Annotated in this window: 14 protein-coding genes and 1 pseudogene; 13 read left to right on the forward strand and 2 right to left on the reverse strand. The window is 37.0% G+C overall.

Annotated elements, in window-relative coordinates:
* Positions 1–212: 212 nt before the first annotated feature.
* Entirely contained in the window at positions 213–1,931 is a 1,719-nt protein-coding gene (locus SYN7502_RS15015) for an Hsp70 family protein (RefSeq protein WP_015169615.1), read from the reverse strand.
* 94 nt (positions 1,932–2,025) lie between these two features.
* On the opposite strand from SYN7502_RS15015, the gene SYN7502_RS15020 reads away from it, so the two are divergent.
* Entirely contained in the window at positions 2,026–2,427 is a 402-nt protein-coding gene (locus SYN7502_RS15020; RefSeq protein ID WP_015169616.1) for a Fur family transcriptional regulator, read from the forward strand.
* 9 nt (positions 2,428–2,436) lie between these two features.
* Positions 2,437–2,673: a gas vesicle protein GvpG gene (locus SYN7502_RS15025; RefSeq protein ID WP_015169617.1), complete on the forward strand. Its 237-nt coding sequence runs from the start codon at positions 2,437–2,439 to the stop codon at positions 2,671–2,673.
* Between the two features lie 24 nt (positions 2,674–2,697).
* Here SYN7502_RS15025 and sufB read toward each other — a convergent pair whose 3' ends face one another.
* A complete protein-coding gene (gene sufB, locus SYN7502_RS15030) occupies positions 2,698–4,134 on the reverse strand; it encodes a Fe-S cluster assembly protein SufB (protein ID WP_015169618.1) in 1,437 nt (478 codons plus the stop codon).
* A 194-nt stretch (positions 4,135–4,328) separates the two neighbouring features.
* Here sufB and SYN7502_RS15035 point away from each other — a divergent pair, with 194 nt between their 5' ends.
* From SYN7502_RS15035 to SYN7502_RS15085, 11 genes and pseudogenes are all read left to right on the forward strand, one after another.
* Positions 4,329–4,877: a DUF4330 domain-containing protein gene (locus SYN7502_RS15035; RefSeq protein ID WP_246828931.1), complete on the forward strand. Its 549-nt coding sequence runs from the start codon at positions 4,329–4,331 to the stop codon at positions 4,875–4,877.
* A gap of 107 nt (positions 4,878–4,984) precedes the next feature.
* On the forward strand, positions 4,985–6,298 hold the full coding sequence (gene ahcY / locus SYN7502_RS15040; protein ID WP_015169620.1) for an adenosylhomocysteinase: 1,314 nt from the start codon (positions 4,985–4,987) through the stop codon (positions 6,296–6,298).
* 89 nt (positions 6,299–6,387) lie between these two features.
* Positions 6,388–7,254 (forward strand): ABC transporter permease, encoded by an 867-nt coding sequence (locus SYN7502_RS15045; protein ID WP_015169621.1) that lies wholly within the window; start codon positions 6,388–6,390, stop codon positions 7,252–7,254.
* 82 nt (positions 7,255–7,336) lie between these two features.
* A complete protein-coding gene (locus tag SYN7502_RS15050) occupies positions 7,337–8,629 on the forward strand; it encodes an ABC transporter ATP-binding protein (protein ID WP_015169622.1) in 1,293 nt (430 codons plus the stop codon).
* A gap of 89 nt (positions 8,630–8,718) precedes the next feature.
* Positions 8,719–9,546, forward strand: a pseudogene (locus SYN7502_RS15055) (IS5 family transposase).
* A 604-nt stretch (positions 9,547–10,150) separates the two neighbouring features.
* Positions 10,151–11,065: a glycosyltransferase gene (locus SYN7502_RS15060; protein ID WP_015169623.1), complete on the forward strand. Its 915-nt coding sequence runs from the start codon at positions 10,151–10,153 to the stop codon at positions 11,063–11,065.
* 80 nt (positions 11,066–11,145) lie between these two features.
* The gene (locus SYN7502_RS15065) at positions 11,146–12,078 is read left to right on the forward strand and encodes a glycosyltransferase family 2 protein (RefSeq protein ID WP_015169624.1); all 933 of its coding nucleotides are present in this window, start codon (positions 11,146–11,148) and stop codon (positions 12,076–12,078) included.
* Positions 12,079–12,099: 21 nt separating this feature from the next.
* Positions 12,100–13,197, forward strand: a complete 1,098-nt coding sequence (locus SYN7502_RS15070) for an acyltransferase family protein (RefSeq protein WP_015169625.1) — start codon at positions 12,100–12,102, stop codon at positions 13,195–13,197.
* Positions 13,198–13,208: 11 nt separating this feature from the next.
* Positions 13,209–14,111, forward strand: a complete 903-nt coding sequence (locus SYN7502_RS15075; RefSeq protein ID WP_015169626.1) for a hypothetical protein — start codon at positions 13,209–13,211, stop codon at positions 14,109–14,111.
* A 41-nt stretch (positions 14,112–14,152) separates the two neighbouring features.
* Positions 14,153–15,214, forward strand: a complete 1,062-nt coding sequence (locus tag SYN7502_RS15080; RefSeq protein WP_210391294.1) for a glycosyltransferase — start codon at positions 14,153–14,155, stop codon at positions 15,212–15,214.
* 1 nt (position 15,215) lies between these two features.
* Positions 15,216–16,403, forward strand: coding sequence for a Gfo/Idh/MocA family protein (locus SYN7502_RS15085; protein WP_015169628.1), 1,188 nt, complete (start codon positions 15,216–15,218; stop codon positions 16,401–16,403).
* Positions 16,404–16,415: the final 12 nt, after the last annotated feature.

A 16,415-nucleotide genomic window follows, 5' to 3' on the forward strand; every position in this document is an offset into this window, starting at 1 on the left:
TCGATGAATTATTGAGCAATATGTTGTTAATTTAAGGCTGGGCAAACTCCAATTTGGCAGACATTGAGTGAAAGATGTAACGGTGAATGTAATCACCATCCCAAGCCAAGTAACTATCACCAAGGATAATCTTAAACGGTGTACCATAGTGACTACTTTACTAGGGGCAATTCAGCAAGCTGACGGTACTGGATGCCCATAATTTAATCCAATTAATGAAGTTCAGCGATCGCTTGATCCGTAAAGAGTTCAATATTTGTTTCTAGGTCAATTACCGTTACTATTAGCTGTCTCCGTTCATTAATTTGAAAGATTAACCGTAGGCGATCGTTACCGATTTGTCCAAGGGGTTGCAAGGGAATTACTAACTGAGGAGTCTCAGCATCGATACCATTTAGAGGTACAAAGTTGGTGATCACTTTATTATTAACTTCTGAAACTAGGAGATCGCCCTGAAATATCACTTCCACCGATGTACTTGTGCGCTTTTCCAACTCGCCAATTACTAAATCAATATGGGACTGATCCGGTTGAGAGGCACGCAAAATTAACTCGAATGGATATTTGGTAGGATATGCCTGTCCCTTGAGAAATAGGGGCTGATATTGCCACTCGGCGTTATTATTATCCTTACAGGAGTTGGGTAAGTAGCGAATTGCATAGTCATGAAACAAATGATCTCTGATGCCTAAACCTTGATTCAGTCGCAAAGCTCCATAGATTACTGCCTCGAAGGGGCGATCGCCATAAACCTTGGCACGGGGAAAAGCATTCCTAATTAAAGTTTGCACCGAGGGAATTAAGCTAGAGCCTCCAACTAAAACTATATGCTTGAGGTCGATTTTTAAGATGCCTTTAGCTACTGCCCGATTGATAACTTCATCGATCGCATTTTGTAGAACTTGATAAAAGCCCTTGCTGTGGAGAATTTTCTCTAGTTGACTGCGGCTGTAGCAAATATCGAACGCCTGAACAGTTTGGGCATCATAGAATACCTCCGTAGCAGTGTCTTGGGTACTGAGGGCAACTTTAATTCGTTCCATCAAGTTGAGTAAGATGGCGGTAGCCTCTGGATTTAGCTGAGTTTTAGGTTGAATAGAATTATGATGACTCATAAAATCTGCCAATAACCACGCATCTATATCGGCACCACCCAAAGACTGACCAGTTTTAGCAATAACCTCGACTTGTTGATCCTTAGATTGATCTTTCCAGCTAGATTCACTGTTTGGATCATCTTCAGATTCATTAATGATTAATTGGTAGCGATCGCCAATGGTTTCTCCCCATGTATTTAAGTTTTTTGCCTTGGGAGTTCTGACTAAACAAATATCGAGGGTACCACCACCAAAATCTATTACCAAAATTAGCGAATTCGGCTCCGTGAGCGCATAACCTAAAGCCGCCGCCGTAGGTTCGTCAATAATGCGAATATCTCCCGCAAAATCTGAGCCACTCGTTAAGTCATCCATTAAGTCTGGACTACAGGATTCTAGCCAGCGTAAATAGCGTTCATACGCCTGCACAGGTGCCGTAAAAATAAGATCGGTAACTTCAATATTTTGCGATCGCAACTGTTTAAATATCTGCCGCAAAAATAATTTCCCCGCCAGTTGAGCATTAACAGGTAGTCCGTTAATTACATATTCTGGAGTGTTATCCACTAATAAGCTACGCTTAATCTGAGCAAAATAGCGGCGATCGCTTGGACTATAACCACCTGCAATTACCTGATTACCAACAGCAAGGCGAAGTATTCCACTATTAGCACTATCAGGAGCAGCATCACGAAAATACAGCACCGAAGGAATTAGAGAAGTATGTGGGGTGGATATTGCATCTAAGGTTAAAATTTCTGGAGATTGAGTTACCTCATTCCACTGTCCGATTAGGGTATTACTACTGCCAAAATCAATGGCGATCGCACTCATAGTCAAGTACTAATTAAATTCATTATCAATTCATACCTAGGCTAACCTAAGATGTAAGTAAAGTAGATGTAGATCAAATCGAAATTTCAGTTCTATGAAGCTTACGCGCAGTCAGCAAAAAGTCTTAGATTTACTCCAACACCTGAGTCAAGCTATTTCCGCCCAAGATATATACACTCAGTTGCGGCAGCGATCAGAAAGTATGGGATTAGCTACAGTCTATCGGTCTTTGGAGGTACTAAAAACCCAAGGTTTAATTAAAGGGATTACCCTACCCAATGGTGAAGCCATCTATAGCCCTATGCCCAGCGATCGCCATCACTTAAATTGCTTAAACTGTGGGGCATTAATTCAAATAGATAGCTGTCCTCTGCATAATCTTAATAGCAGCCTAGAACAAAGCTACAACTTCAAGATTCAGTATCACACCCTAGAATTTTTTGGACTATGTAGCCAGTGTGAGGCAACAATAACCAAAGAAAAAATAGAAAAATAAATAAAACTAATGCTCCTTAAACTTTTGACATTTCCTGTAGATAGTTTTATCTGGATTGCCGAACAGGTGCAGGATCGAGTCCTAACCGAATTGGAAGATCAAGAAAACCTGAGCAAGAAATTAACCAAACTTCAAATTCAGTTCGATCTAGGTGAAATTGAAGAAGAGGAATTTATGATCCTAGAACAGGACTTATTAGAACGGATGGAAGCACAAATCATCGCCCAAGATACCCGAGAAGATTAGGTAATAAATTAAATAATAATCGATCTATCCAACACTACCTTCAAGTTTAAGAGCCAATAACTTATCTGCTTCTACGGCAAATTCCATCGGTAGAGCATTAAATACATCTTTGCAGAAGCCACTAATAATCATGGATACGGCATCCTCAGGCGCAATTCCCCGTTGGGCAAAGTAAAACAGTTGTTCTTCGCCAATTTTCGAGGTAGAAGCTTCATGTTCAACTTTAGCAGTACTATTTTGAACTTCAATATAGGGGAAAGTATTTGCTTGTGAGTCACTACCAATTAACATGGAGTCACACTGAGAGTAATTTCTAGCTCCTACTGCCTTGGGACTAACTTTGACTAAACCACGGTAGCTATTTTGCGACTTGCCTGCCGAAATTCCCTTAGAAATAATTTTACTACGGGTATTTTTACCGATATGCACCATTTTTGTGCCAGTGTCTGCCTGTTGCTTATTATTAGTTAATGCCACAGAGTAAAACTCACCTACAGAGTTGTCACCAACTAAGACACAACTAGGATATTTCCAAGTAATAGATGAGCCAGTTTCCACCTGAGTCCAAGAAATTTTAGAATTTACGCCTTGACATAAACCTCGCTTGGTTACAAAGTTATAAATTCCACCCTTACCTTCCTTGTCCCCTGCATACCAGTTTTGGACTGTAGAATATTTAATTTCGGCATTATCCATAGCTACCAGTTCAACGACGGCGGCATGAAGTTGATTCGTATCAAAGGCGGGGGCTGTACAACCTTCCAAATAGCTAACATAACTACCTTCCTCTGCCACAATTAGGGTACGTTCAAACTGTCCTGAATCACCATTATTAATGCGGAAATAGGTGGACAAATCCATGGGACAGCGCACACCTTTAGGAATATAGCAAAATGATCCATCGGTAAATACGGCGGAATTTAAGGCGGCGTAGTAATTATCGGCAATGGGAACCACACTCCCCATGTACTTTTTAACTAACTCCGGATAATCATGCAGTGCTTCAGAGATCGAGCAGAAAATCACTCCTACCTTTGCTAAATCTTTTCTGAAAGTAGTAGCAATGGAAACACTATCAAAAATTGCATCCACAGCTACATTAGAGAGCCTTTTCTGCTCTGAAATGGGAATACCTAGCTTTTCAAAGGTATCTAGGAGTTCAGGATCAACTTCATCAAGGCTTAATTTTTTCTTGGATTGCTTAGGGGCAGAATAGTAAACAATATCTTGGTAATTAATCTTGGGAAAATCCACATTTGCCCATTTAGGCTCAGTCATTTTTAACCACTGACGGTATGCCCTTAATCGAAACTCCAGCATGAATTCCGGCTCATTTTTTTTAGCGGAAATCATCCTAACTACTTCTTCACTTAATCCCCTAGGAATAGTGTCTGACTCAATGGGGGTAACAAATCCATACTTATAAGGTTGGTTAACTAATGCCTGTACCGTTGCGGTCATGATTTTTATAAGATTTTTTTAGGGGATGTTTAAGCTAGAAAGAAGAAAATTAGACTAAAACAACAAGTTTGTTTCTTAATGTTTAGTTTAAGGTATTTCTTTGTTAGTTAGCAATATTCAAGTATTAATTTTCTGCTTTGAATTTTAGGAAATAATCTCAGGGAATAAATTCAGGAAAATAAGTAGCTATAATCTTGAAGTTTGCATTAGGTAGTTTTTATATGGCAATTTTAGATCAACAAGGGCGATTGTTTGGCAAGCTTAGTATTGTCGATGTGGGAGCGATCGCTGTAATTTCCGTAAGTCTAGTTGGACTATTTCTAGTACCTTCCAATACTGGTACCTCGATCGCTCAAATCGTCACTGCCGAAACCAAGCCCGTAGAAGTAGAAATTATGGTTAGGGGCTTAACGGTAGTTGATGCAGATAATCTGATCAAGGCAGGGGAAAGACCCAATATTATTATTCGGAATCAGCCCCGAGGACAAGTCACTGTTAAGGCAGTAAAAGTGCTAGTTCCTAAAATTCCCGTACCTAAAGCAGATGGCACTGTTAACATCATCACCGATCCTCGACTAGAGGAAACCTATTCCCGTGATTTCGCAGTCACCCTAGGCGCAAATGCCAAAATTACTAGCGATGGTGTGATTTTAGAAAGTGAGAAGGTAAAGGTGGGTACCCCAATTGAAATTGAAAGTGCCAAATATATCATGCGCGGCAGTGTGATGGCTGTACGTTACTAAAACACCAACTACCTGTGATCTCAATACGCTTGCTTTAAATTGGTTTAAAGATAACATCGTGTATGCTTATTAATTGAATTAACTAATCTAAATTAAGATAGATAGCCATGACAGTTTCACCCTTAAGCCCCAGTCAAGTAACCAGTCAAACCACCAAACCTGAAACCAAGTGCGAAATTAAAGATATTGGTCTTGCAAGTCTGGGCAGACAACGGATTGAATGGGCAGGTCGGGAAATGCCAGTACTTAAAAAAATTCGCGATCGCTTTGCTATAGAAAAACCCCTTAACGGTATTAGAATCTCCGCTTGCTGCCACGTTACTACTGAAACTGCTAACTTGGCGATCGCCCTTAAAGCTGCTGGGGCTGATGCCGTCTTAATTGCTAGTAATCCTCTTTCCACCCAAGATGATGTAGCTGCTTGCTTAGTTGCAGATTACGGTATTCCTGTCTATGCCATTAAGGGTGAAGACAATGCCACCTATAGTCGTCACGTTCAAATTGCCCTAGATCACCGCCCCAATATTATTATTGATGATGGTAGTGATGTGACTACAGCTTTGGTAGTCGAGCGTTCTCATCAATTATCTGAAGTCATTGGTACCACTGAAGAAACCACCACTGGTATTGTTCGCCTTAAGGCAATGTTTAGAGATGGTAAGCTTACCTTCCCTGCGATCGCTGTTAATGATGCTGAAACCAAGCATTTCTTTGATAACCGCTACGGTACTGGTCAATCTACCCTCGATGGCATTATCCGTGCTACCAATATTTTGTTGGCAGGTAAGGTAATTGTAGTTGCTGGCTATGGCTGGTGTGGTAAAGGTGTCGCTGATCGGGCTAAGGGTATGGGTGCTAGTGTAATCGTTACGGAAATTAATCCCGTGCGGGCGATCGAAGCAGCGATGGATGGTTTCCGAGTTATGCCTATGACTGAAGCTGCCAAACTTGGAGATATTTTTATTACTGTTACGGGAAATAAGCACGTTATTCGGGGTGAGCATTTCGCAGTAATGAAAGATGGAGCCATCATTGCCAACTCTGGACACTTTGATGTTGAAATTGACCTAGTTGCATTAGAATCACAATCAGTAAGTAGCAGTTTTGTGCGGAACTTTACCCAAGAATATCGCCTCAAAACTGGTAAATCTATTGTCGTTTTGGGAGAAGGTAGACTGGTAAATCTGGCAGCAGCGGAGGGACATCCTGCTAGTGTTATGGATATGAGTTTTGCCAACCAGGCTTTAGCGGCAGAGTATCTTGTCAAGAATCAAGGAAAGTTGGAAGCAGGAATCATTAATCTCCCCCCTGAAATTGATCAAGAAATTGCAAGCCTGAAACTGGCAGCTATGGGTATTGCGATCGATACTTTAACTGAAACCCAAATCAGTTATATCAACTCTTGGACTGAAGGAACATAGTTTGATTATCAATGATGATATGGTTATAAATACTTGCAGCCAATTCAGTAAAACCCCAAAAAAAATTAACGGCATAGTCATAGAATGACATGGTAATAAATAAAAACACTAACAATAGCAATCAACAAAATACTGATTTGCCCGAACTAATCATTGAAGCAGGGCGGAGTGAAAAGCAATATTGGCAGGATTTGTGGCACTATCGTGAGTTATTTTACTTTCTTGCATGGAGAGATATACTAGTCCGCTATAAACAAACAGCTATCGGAATTGCTTGGGCTTTAATTCGACCATTTTTAACAATGGTAGTATTTACAGTGGTCTTTGGAAAGCTAGCTAAATTGCCTTCAGATGGTGTGCCATATCCTATTTTGGTATTTTCAGCGATGTTACCTTGGCAGTTTTTCTCTAATTCCTTGTCGGAGTGTAGCAATAGTCTAATTAGTAACTCCAATTTATTATCTAAGGTCTATTTCCCTCGACTAATTGTGCCAACAAGTGCCATCGTAGTCAGCTTTGTCGATTTTATGATTTCGGGAATGATATTACTAGCGCTAATGGCTTGGTATAACTTCGTTCCTAGTTGGCAGATTTTAACCTTACCATTGTTTATTCTTATCGCTTGCGCCGCATCTATGGGTGCAGGTTTATGGCTAGCGTCATTGAATGTTCAATATAGAGATTTTCGATTTATTGTTCCCTTTATTGTTCAGTTTGGTTTGTATATTTCTCCTGTGGGCTTTAGTAGTAAGATTGTTCCTGAAAACTGGCGATTTATCTATTCATTAAATCCAATGGTAGGTGTAATTGACGGGTTTCGATGGGCGGTTTTAGGTGGAAATTTTCAAATATATTTACCAAGTTTTTTAATATCAATTGTAATAGTGATTTTATTGCTAGTTAGTGGTATTTGGTATTTTCGAAAAATGGAACGGACTTTTGCTGACGTGATTTAGTTTTTGAAAAAAAGCAAATAAAACATTTTTCATACAATTGGCTTCTAATGTTTACATTGTTATTTAAATAAAGATTTGAACTATGACTGATACTGTGATCCGTGTTGAAAACCTATCAAAAAAATACATCCTTGGTCATCAACGGCAGGAACGCCATACAGCTTTACGGGATGTAATTACTGATAAGATGAGATCGCTGGGTCAAATATTTAATCATAATGGCAGCCAAGAGGATACTACCCATGAAGAGTTCTGGGCTCTTAAGGATGTATCCTTTGAAATTAAACAGGGAGATAGAGTTGGGATTATTGGTCGTAACGGGGCTGGCAAATCAACGCTCTTAAAGATACTTAGCAGAATTACAGAACCAACCAAAGGACTTATTAATATTAAAGGTCGAATTGCGAGTTTACTGGAAGTAGGTACAGGATTTCACCCAGAATTAACAGGCAGAGAGAATATTTATCTGAACGGGGCAATCCTAGGCATGGGTAAATTAGAGATTCAACGAAAGTTTGATGAAATTGTGGCATTTTCTGAGGTCGAAAAATTTTTAGATACCCCAGTCAAGCGATATTCTTCAGGGATGTATGTGAGACTGGCATTTTCAGTAGCAGCACATTTAGAACCAGAGATTTTAATTGTGGATGAAGTTTTAGCTGTTGGGGATGCTCAGTTTCAGAAGAAGTGTTTGGGGAAAATGGAAGACGTTTCTCAAGAAGAAGGTAAAACAGTTTTATTCGTAAGTCATAACATGGATGCAATCCAAAGATTATGTCCTCAATGTGTAATGCTAGAACGTGGACAACTAAAGTCTCAAGGAAATACAAACAGTATTATCTTAAATTATATGTCTAATAATTTTATCAAAGCACTACCTAATGTATGGATTGATGTATCGCAAGTCAGTCGAAAAGCTGGAACAGGAAAAGCTAAGTTTGTAAACATTAAATATAGTAGTCTTAATGAAACTGTTGCATTTCAACCATACTCAAATGGAACCCTAGAATTTTTATTAGAAATTAAGTCAGATTCAGTTGCAAAAGTTGGGAGCATTGCTGTAACAATTTATGACAAATTTGGTAATAAGTTAGTTAATCCTGACTCTATTTCAATTGGTGAAGTTGCAACTCTTCAAAAGGGAAAAAATGTTGTCAAAATAAGCATTAAAAAACTATATCTAAATCCAGGAGTTTATGTTGTTGGGTTTTGGCTCGCCGATCCTTTAAATAGTGTTGTCTTTGATTTTTCCGATTCAGCATTTGAAATTGAGGTTATAAATATTCAAAATAAAGGATTAGGCATTAGTCCAAGCTCTGATGGTTTGGTGACATGTGACGTAGAGTTTATGCAAATGAACGATTTCATAAGATAAAAAGTAATTGCTCACCCCCCTTAAATCAAAAGACCTCTTGCGCAACTATTAAGATAAAGTAAAAACATAAAATATAGTGAAACTAATTTATGCTTTACATTGAATTAAGTAAAAAGCCATTAGAAGAGTTCAAAAGGTATTGTGGAGTGCAAAAAGATACATTCTTAAAAATGGTACGAATTGTAACCAAAGCTAAGCGGGGCAGTGCAGGAGTACATTCAAAACTATCAATACCTAACCAAATCTTACTAACATTAGAGTATCACAGAGAATACCAAACACTATTTCACATTGCTGGGGACTTTGGCAGCAGTGAATCAGCAGCTTGTCGTACAGTAAAAAGAATTGAAAATATGCTGATAGAATCAGGAGAGTTTTCGTTAGCATCTCACCGAAAATTACAGGAAATAACACAGATATTAAAACAGTTGCAGTAGATATAGTGGAGGTAGAAATCGAACGTCCCAAAAAAACAAAAGAGGTGTTACAGCGGTAAACAAAAGTGCCACACATTAAAAGTACAAGTAGTAATAAATATAGAAACCAAAGAAATAATTTGTACCAAATTCGATAAAGGGAAAAAGCATGACCTTAAATTATTCAAAAAAAGTAGAACGTATATCAGTAGTAACATTGGGTTAATTGCTGATAAAGGATACCAGGGTATAAAGAAGCTTCATAAAAACAGTAAAACCCCAGATAAAAAGCCAAGGGGTAAAGAATTAACAAAGGAACAAAAGCAATCTAATCGAACTTTAGCTAGGGAGAGAATTGCTATTGAACATACTTTTAGGAAACTAAAAATATTTAGAATATTATCGGGAAGATATCGCAATCGAAGACAACGTTTTGGGCTAAGGTTTAACTTGATTGCTGGTATCTATAACTATGAGTTGGAATTAAAACAATCCTCTTAAATACGCAAGAGGTCTAATGGTATGAACCCTGGGGCAAGCCTTGACTGTTATTCCGCCCCAAGGGGCGGGGCATTTACACTCTTTCTCGAATAAATACAGCCTTTTGAGGGATTGTGTAGTACGGGTTTAGGGGTGAAACCCCTGCGTGGGGCGCAGCCCCACACCCCACTGTATCCCTTGATTGTTCAACAAGCTGTAAATATAATTATTTAGAGTTAAAGATGAAAGACCTGCCAAACCTATGTCACTTTAACATGGGGGACTAAGATGCCATAGTCATGGAACTATTGACAAGGAATCAAAGGTTACTAAGTAGGTAAACATAAGTAATCTAAAAATAGAAAGGGTCGCAGGGCGAAGCCCCGTAATAGTTTTTAGTTTTTCTGCTCTCAAAAAGTGTTTACTTTTCTTTGGATTACCTACTGACAGGAAATATCAGAACAAAAACCAGTAAAAATGATAAAATTTGTCCATGCTTCTCTACATTAAGTGCGACCTTTGTTACCTTTGCTGAAAGGAGATTTTCTTGATCTTGCGTAATCGTAAGACTAGTTGAGGAGCAATTTTATTCATTGCAAAATTAATAAATAGGATTTAAGTACTTATGACTTTTTCAACTCATATAAGCGTTATTATTTGTACTCACAACCCTCGACCAAATTATCTAAGCCGTGTGTTACAGGCGCTTGACTCTCAAACCTTATCTAAAGAATCGTGGGAGTTATTATTAATTGATAATGCCAGTGAAAAGATACTTTCAAAAGAAATTGATATAAGTTGGCATCCCAACTCTCGTCATATTCGAGAGGAACAATTAGGTTTAACTCCTGCAAGATTAAAAGGGATAAAAGAATCAGTAGCTGAAGTTCTGGTATTTGTGGACGATGATAATATTTTAGATACAGATTACCTAGAAGCTGCCTTAAAAATAAGTAAAGATTATCCCTTTATTGGGGCATGGGGTGGGAAAATTAGACCTGAATTTGAGGAAGTACCTCCAGATTGGACAAAACCCTACTGGCCACTATTGGCACTTAGAAATTTTGATAAGGATCAGTGGTCAAACCTGATTCACCAAAATAATACAACTCCCTGTGGAGCAGGGTTGTGTGTGCGTAAAATTGTGGCTGAGAAATATGTGGATTTAGTAAGTCAAGATAGTAGAAGAGCTAATCTTGATCGTAGAGGCAATTTATTAACATCTTGTGGTGATACAGATTTAGCTTTTACTGCTTGTGATATTGGTTTGGGTACGGGACAGTTCATATCTTTGGGATTAACTCATTTAATTCCAGCAAATCGCGTTCAAGAGGAGTATTTACTCAAACTCGTTCAAGGAATCGCTTATTCAGGGACTATTTTGGCAGCACTATGGGGAAAATACCCAAATCAAGCATGCAGAAGTCAAAAAATATTTCAAAGTTATACGCGCTTGCGAATGCCATCCCGAAATAGACATTTTTATGATGCATCAGAAGAAGGTAAGAACTTAGCTTTAAAAGAAATTGCCAAGTGGTGAGATGTTTCACGTTGTAAAATTGCCATTAATCAAAAATAAGTACTATCCTTATTAAATTCTTAAAATCATCTGATATATCCATGAAAGTTTCTGATTTACCTAGAATTAGCATAATTACTCCATCTTATAATCAAGGATATTTTATTGAGGAAACTATTTGCTCTGTCTTAAATCAAAACTATCCAAATCTTGAATACATCATTATTGATGGGGGTAGTTCAGATAATACAGTTGAAGTTATTAAAAAGTATGAAAAGTATTTAACTTATTGGGTAAGCGAGTCAGATCGCGGACAGACTCACGCAATTAATAAAGGATTAGCTCTAATTACAGGAGATATTTGGAGTTATCTTAATAGTGACGATTTGCTATGTCCAGGATCATTACAGCGAATCGCAGAGGTTTTCCACGATCCTCAAGTTAATTGGGTTGGTGGTGTTTCCAGTATTATCCAAGATAATCAAGATCGAGTAATAGGCTATATTGAACCTAAAAATCCTTCAAATATAATAGATTATTTATTACCTTGGAGTCGTAATATACAGTATCTTTTTCCCTGTTCTAATGTTTGTTTTATGCGAAAAGAAATATTAGAAAAATGTGGTTTTTTTGATGAAACTTATAACTACGGGATGGATATTGAATATTACATAAGAAGCATTTTCATAGGTAACTTTTTCCCATATTTCATTACTGATATCTTAGGAAAATGGCGATGGCATTCTGAAAGTAAAACAATGAAACTAGGATTAGCTTTTGGATTCAGATCTGATGAAATTAAAATGGCTAATCAATATAAAGAATATCTAGATTTGCCTAACAAACAAAAATTAGAACTGGAAATTCTTGTGCAAGAGAAATGGATAGTCCTTAGAAAAGCAGGTTTTTATAAACAAGAGGGATATAGGAATAAAGCATTCATTTACTTATTTAAAAATCTCAAAACCTATCCTTCACTAATCTGGTTTCGCCCTTGGATAAGTGCAATTGGAAAATTAATTTTGGGGTTGTAATCATTATTTATACTATATCTCATGAAAAGGTATTTAGAACTTGATAGTCTTAGAGGGTTAGCTGCATTTGCAGTATTTGTAACTCACGCATTTGGTTTAATTTGGAATACCTCAATTAAAATTCCCATTCTCAGCTTTATACTGGACTCAATCTCGCCCATTCAAATATTATGGAATGGTTCCGCAGCAGTAGATTTCTTTTTTGTACTTAGTGGATTTGTATTAGCTTTACCTTTTTTATCTCAGAACAAGCAAGTTAACTATCTGGATTTCTTGAAAAGGAGATGTTTTCGTATCTATCCTACATATTGGATTGCAATGTTAATCGCTGTATTTATGAGGTTATTCTATGAGCATGGTAGTTTATTCGGCTTGAGTGATTGGATTAATGATTATTGGCAAGATGTGCTTACTACAAAGGAAATTATTAAACAAACAATCTTACATATCTTCTTAATTACTCCATTTCTAGAACCTGATACAAGGTTAATAAATCCTGTGATTTGGACTCTAAGTGTGGAGCTTAGGATATCCCTAATCTTTCCATTTTGTATTATGTTAATGTCTACAATAGATAAAAAGAGAGTTAGTGTATTGTATAGTTTGATTATGTTTACCCTGTCTAATATATTTTCTCTATTATTTCCTTATTTTACCTATCTACCAATATTTATAATAGGCGGTCTTACATGTCTATATAAAGATCAATTATTAATGTTTTTAGAAAAATACTCAAAAATCAGTTTTATTAAATACTATTTTTTAATATTAGGATTATATTTGTATGGCTCAAGATATTTTTTAAGCTATGTCAATGACTATGGACAACATATCATATCAGCTATTGGTAGCTGCTTGTTAATACTGATCTCTATCTCAACTTATAAAGTATCAAGATTTTTATTGTTATCTCCTTTACAATTTATGGGAAAAATATCATATAGCTTTTATCTGATACATTTACCAGTTATGATTTTTGTATCATCTTTTGTATATCCCTTGACAAAATCAGTATTATTATGTTGGATGGTTTCCCTTATAATATCTATCATCACTGCTTATTTGCTAGGAATCATGGTTGAAATCCCCTCTCAAAAACTAGCTAAGAAGCTATCATAAATAAAAAAATTATGGGTGTATTAGGTAAATTTGCATTAAAGATAAAACAAAAATATGAACATGGTCTAAGAGCAGCTTACTATCGAGATAACGTAAGATACAAAATTCTTAATACTAAGCCCATTACTAATACAACAGATCAAACTACAGAAATTCATGTCCTTACTTATACTAACGACTGGCTGAATTTAATTTGGGCATTAAAATCTTTTTATTATTTTTCCAAACGGCAGTATGCTTTATGTATTCATGAAGATGGTAGTTTGACTAGCGAAAATATTGCTACCTTGCAATTTCATTTTCCTAATGCAAGAATTATTACTAGAAATGATGCTAATAAAGAAGTTCTGGAACAACTAAAATCTTATCCCCGTTGCCTGGGACTAAGGAAGACTAATAATTTGTCACTTAAAGTATTTGACTTTCTTTTATATTTACAAAGCGATCGCTTACTGCTTCTGGATAGTGATATTTTATTTTTTCAAGAGCCTATTGACTTACTTCATCGGATTGAAAATTCAGACTATATTCTTAATACCCTCAATGCTGATGTAGATAGTGCATATACAGTTAAACCAGAAGTAGTAAAAAGTCATCTTGGTTTTGATTTAGCTCCAAGGGTAAACTCGGGGCTAGGATTAATTCATAAAAGTTCATTAAACCTGCAATGGATAGAAGAATTTCTAGCTTTACCAGATATCATTGGACATTTTTGGCGGATTGAACAAACTATTTATGCTTTGTGTAGTTCTCGTTTTGGGGTAGAGCTTTTACCACCAGCATACGACGTACATTTAGAAGGAAGTATTAATGGGTCTCCTTCTCGCCACTATGTAGGAAAAATTCGACATTTGATGTACAGCGAGGGAATTCGCCATTTAGTACAAAATGGATTTCTTAAGGAGTTACAGTGATGAGTTCTGTCCACTCTCCCGCAGAACCTATTAAAGTTTTAATGATGCCAGATTACAGGGTCATTAATCCCTATCAAGAACTTTTGGCTAAGGCATTAGAAAATCATGGAGTGAATGTATCAATTCCACTTGGTTATCTTAGGGTATTCCCTATTTTTAGGGCTATCAAGTCTAGCGGAGAGAATATTAGCATTCTCCATCTACATTGGTTAAGCCCTTATCTGAAGGGACAGAATACGCTAACAAAGATAACTTATGCTGTTAAGTTTGTAATTGATATTCTAATTACTAAATTAGCAGGGGTAAGACTAGTCTGGACAATTCATAATTATTTATCCCATGATTCTAAGTTTCCAAATATTGAGAGATTTACTCAACAAGTTTTAATCAAGTTGGTGGATAAAGCTATTTTCCATAGTTCTTCAGCCCTTCAGGATTTTACAAAAATTTATAAGTTTGATATTTCAAAAGCTGAAGTTATACCTCATGGACACTACAGAGGGGTTTATAGTAGCAAAATTGACCAAACAGAAGCCAGAAAATTTTTAGAACTCCCACTATCTGGGCGGATTTTCCTAAACTTGGGAGTGTTGCGACCCTATAAAGGTATTGAAAGCCTTTTACAAGTCTGGCAAGAAAACGGTGAATTTTCAAAAGAAAATACCCTTTTGATTGCGGGGAAAGCATTAGATCAAGAATATTTACAAAAATTGACCAAATTGGCTGCTTCTATGAATGGAGTTATTATTCGCCCCAGTTTTGTAGAAGATAGTAGAATACATCTTTTTTATAGTGCTGCTGATGTGGCGGTATTGCCATTTGAGAAGATTTTAACATCTGGCAGTCTGATTTTAGCGATGTCTTATGATAAATCGATCATAGCTCCTCGTAGTGGTAGCATAGTTGAAACTTTAGGTGCAGCAAATTGGCTACTTTATGAATGCCAAGATAATCAAGGATTAGTTAAATCATTAAAAGCAAGTAATGAAATTGATTTGAATCAATTAAGCGATTTGGTGAGAAATGAATGCGATAAATTATCATGGGATGATATTGGTATCAAAACTAAGCAGCTTTATAACAAATTATTGATAGTTTCTTAATATGATAAATATTGGAATAGTTGGTTGTGGCTATGTATCTGATTTATATGCAAAAAACTCAAGATCATATTCAAATCTGAGGATTAAAGGGGCATTTGACTTAAATCCACTGAACCGAGAACGCTTCTGTCAATACCATGGAGTTACCCCTCACCAAACGATGGAATCATTATTAGAGGATCAATCGATTCAATTAATATTAAATTTAACTAACCCTCGTAGTCACTATGCAGTGTCTAAATCCTGCCTAGATGCTGGTAAGCATGTATATACAGAAAAACCTGTTGATATAGATATTTCCCAAGCAAAAAACCTAGTGAACTACGCAAACACGAAGGGTTTACGGATTGGTTGCGCTCCTTGTAACCTGCTTGGGAATACTGTTCAGACCGTATGGAAAGCTGTGAACGAAGGACAGATCGGTAAAGTACGCCTGATATATGCTAACTATGATGACGGCATGATTGCCCCTCAGATGCGTCCGTGGGAGTGGCACAATAGCTTCGGAGTACCATGGCCTGCTAAAGATGAGTTTGAAGTAGGCTGTACCTATGAGCATGCAGCTTATTTCTTATCTTGTCTTAATGCCATATTTGGTCCAGCTCGCTGTGTAACTTCTTTTTCCTCTTGCCAAATTCCTGATAAGGGCATAGTTGTTGAGTCAATGGCACCAGATTTTAGTGTTGGCTGTATTGAATATGATGATGGCGTTGTGGCAAGGGTAACCTGTGGTCTAGTTGCTCCGCAAGATAAGTCATTATTGATTGTGGGTGATGACGGTTATCTTTTTGTTCGTTACCTTCGCAATGATACAGAACCAGTTTTTTTACGTAGAAATACTATTCCTGTAAATGTGAAGCGTGTTGAGAATATGGTTAATCGGATTCGCTCTAAACTAAAAAATTTTGAGCAATTTATCCCTTGGCCCATTGATGAGTTTCAGATATATGAAAGACTGCCTTTTGCATTACCGCAGTCAATCGTTCAAGCATCTGTAGATAAACGTGTAGACTTTATGCTTGGACCCAATGAGATGGCTAATGCAATTCTAGAAGGAAGAAATCATAGGTTGTCAGGAGATTTTGGCATTCATTTACTAGAGCAAATTGAGGCTTTGCAGCATCCAGAACGCTTCAACTACAAGCGCAAAATTGAGACAACTTTTTTACCCATAGAACCCTTACCATAGATTTGAAGACTA

The sequence above is a fragment of the Synechococcus sp. PCC 7502 genome (genome assembly GCF_000317085.1).
Taxonomy (GTDB): Bacteria; Cyanobacteriota; Cyanobacteriia; order Pseudanabaenales; family Pseudanabaenaceae; genus PCC-7502.

What these genes read in the sequence shown, in the direction of transcription:
- SYN7502_RS15025 (WP_015169617.1), top strand. Translation starts at nt 2,437, where the DNA reads ATGCTCCTTAAACTTTTGACATTTCCTGTAGATAGTTTTATCTGGATT.
- SYN7502_RS15050 (WP_015169622.1), top strand. Translation starts at nt 7,337, where the DNA reads ATGACTGATACTGTGATCCGTGTTGAAAACCTATCAAAAAAATACATC.
- SYN7502_RS15060 (WP_015169623.1), top strand. Translation starts at nt 10,151, where the DNA reads ATGACTTTTTCAACTCATATAAGCGTTATTATTTGTACTCACAACCCT.
- SYN7502_RS15015 (WP_015169615.1), bottom strand. Translation starts at nt 1,931, where the DNA reads ATGAGTGCGATCGCCATTGATTTTGGCAGTAGTAATACCCTAATCGGA.
- SYN7502_RS15020 (WP_015169616.1), top strand. Translation starts at nt 2,026, where the DNA reads ATGAAGCTTACGCGCAGTCAGCAAAAAGTCTTAGATTTACTCCAACAC.
- SYN7502_RS15065 (WP_015169624.1), top strand. Translation starts at nt 11,146, where the DNA reads ATGAAAGTTTCTGATTTACCTAGAATTAGCATAATTACTCCATCTTAT.
- SYN7502_RS15085 (WP_015169628.1), top strand. Translation starts at nt 15,216, where the DNA reads ATGATAAATATTGGAATAGTTGGTTGTGGCTATGTATCTGATTTATAT.
- SYN7502_RS15070 (WP_015169625.1), top strand. Translation starts at nt 12,100, where the DNA reads ATGAAAAGGTATTTAGAACTTGATAGTCTTAGAGGGTTAGCTGCATTT.
- SYN7502_RS15075 (WP_015169626.1), top strand. Translation starts at nt 13,209, where the DNA reads ATGGGTGTATTAGGTAAATTTGCATTAAAGATAAAACAAAAATATGAA.
- SYN7502_RS15045 (WP_015169621.1), top strand. Translation starts at nt 6,388, where the DNA reads ATGGTAATAAATAAAAACACTAACAATAGCAATCAACAAAATACTGAT.
- ahcY (WP_015169620.1), top strand. Translation starts at nt 4,985, where the DNA reads ATGACAGTTTCACCCTTAAGCCCCAGTCAAGTAACCAGTCAAACCACC.
- SYN7502_RS15080 (WP_210391294.1), top strand. Translation starts at nt 14,153, where the DNA reads ATGATGCCAGATTACAGGGTCATTAATCCCTATCAAGAACTTTTGGCT.
- sufB (WP_015169618.1), bottom strand. Translation starts at nt 4,134, where the DNA reads ATGACCGCAACGGTACAGGCATTAGTTAACCAACCTTATAAGTATGGA.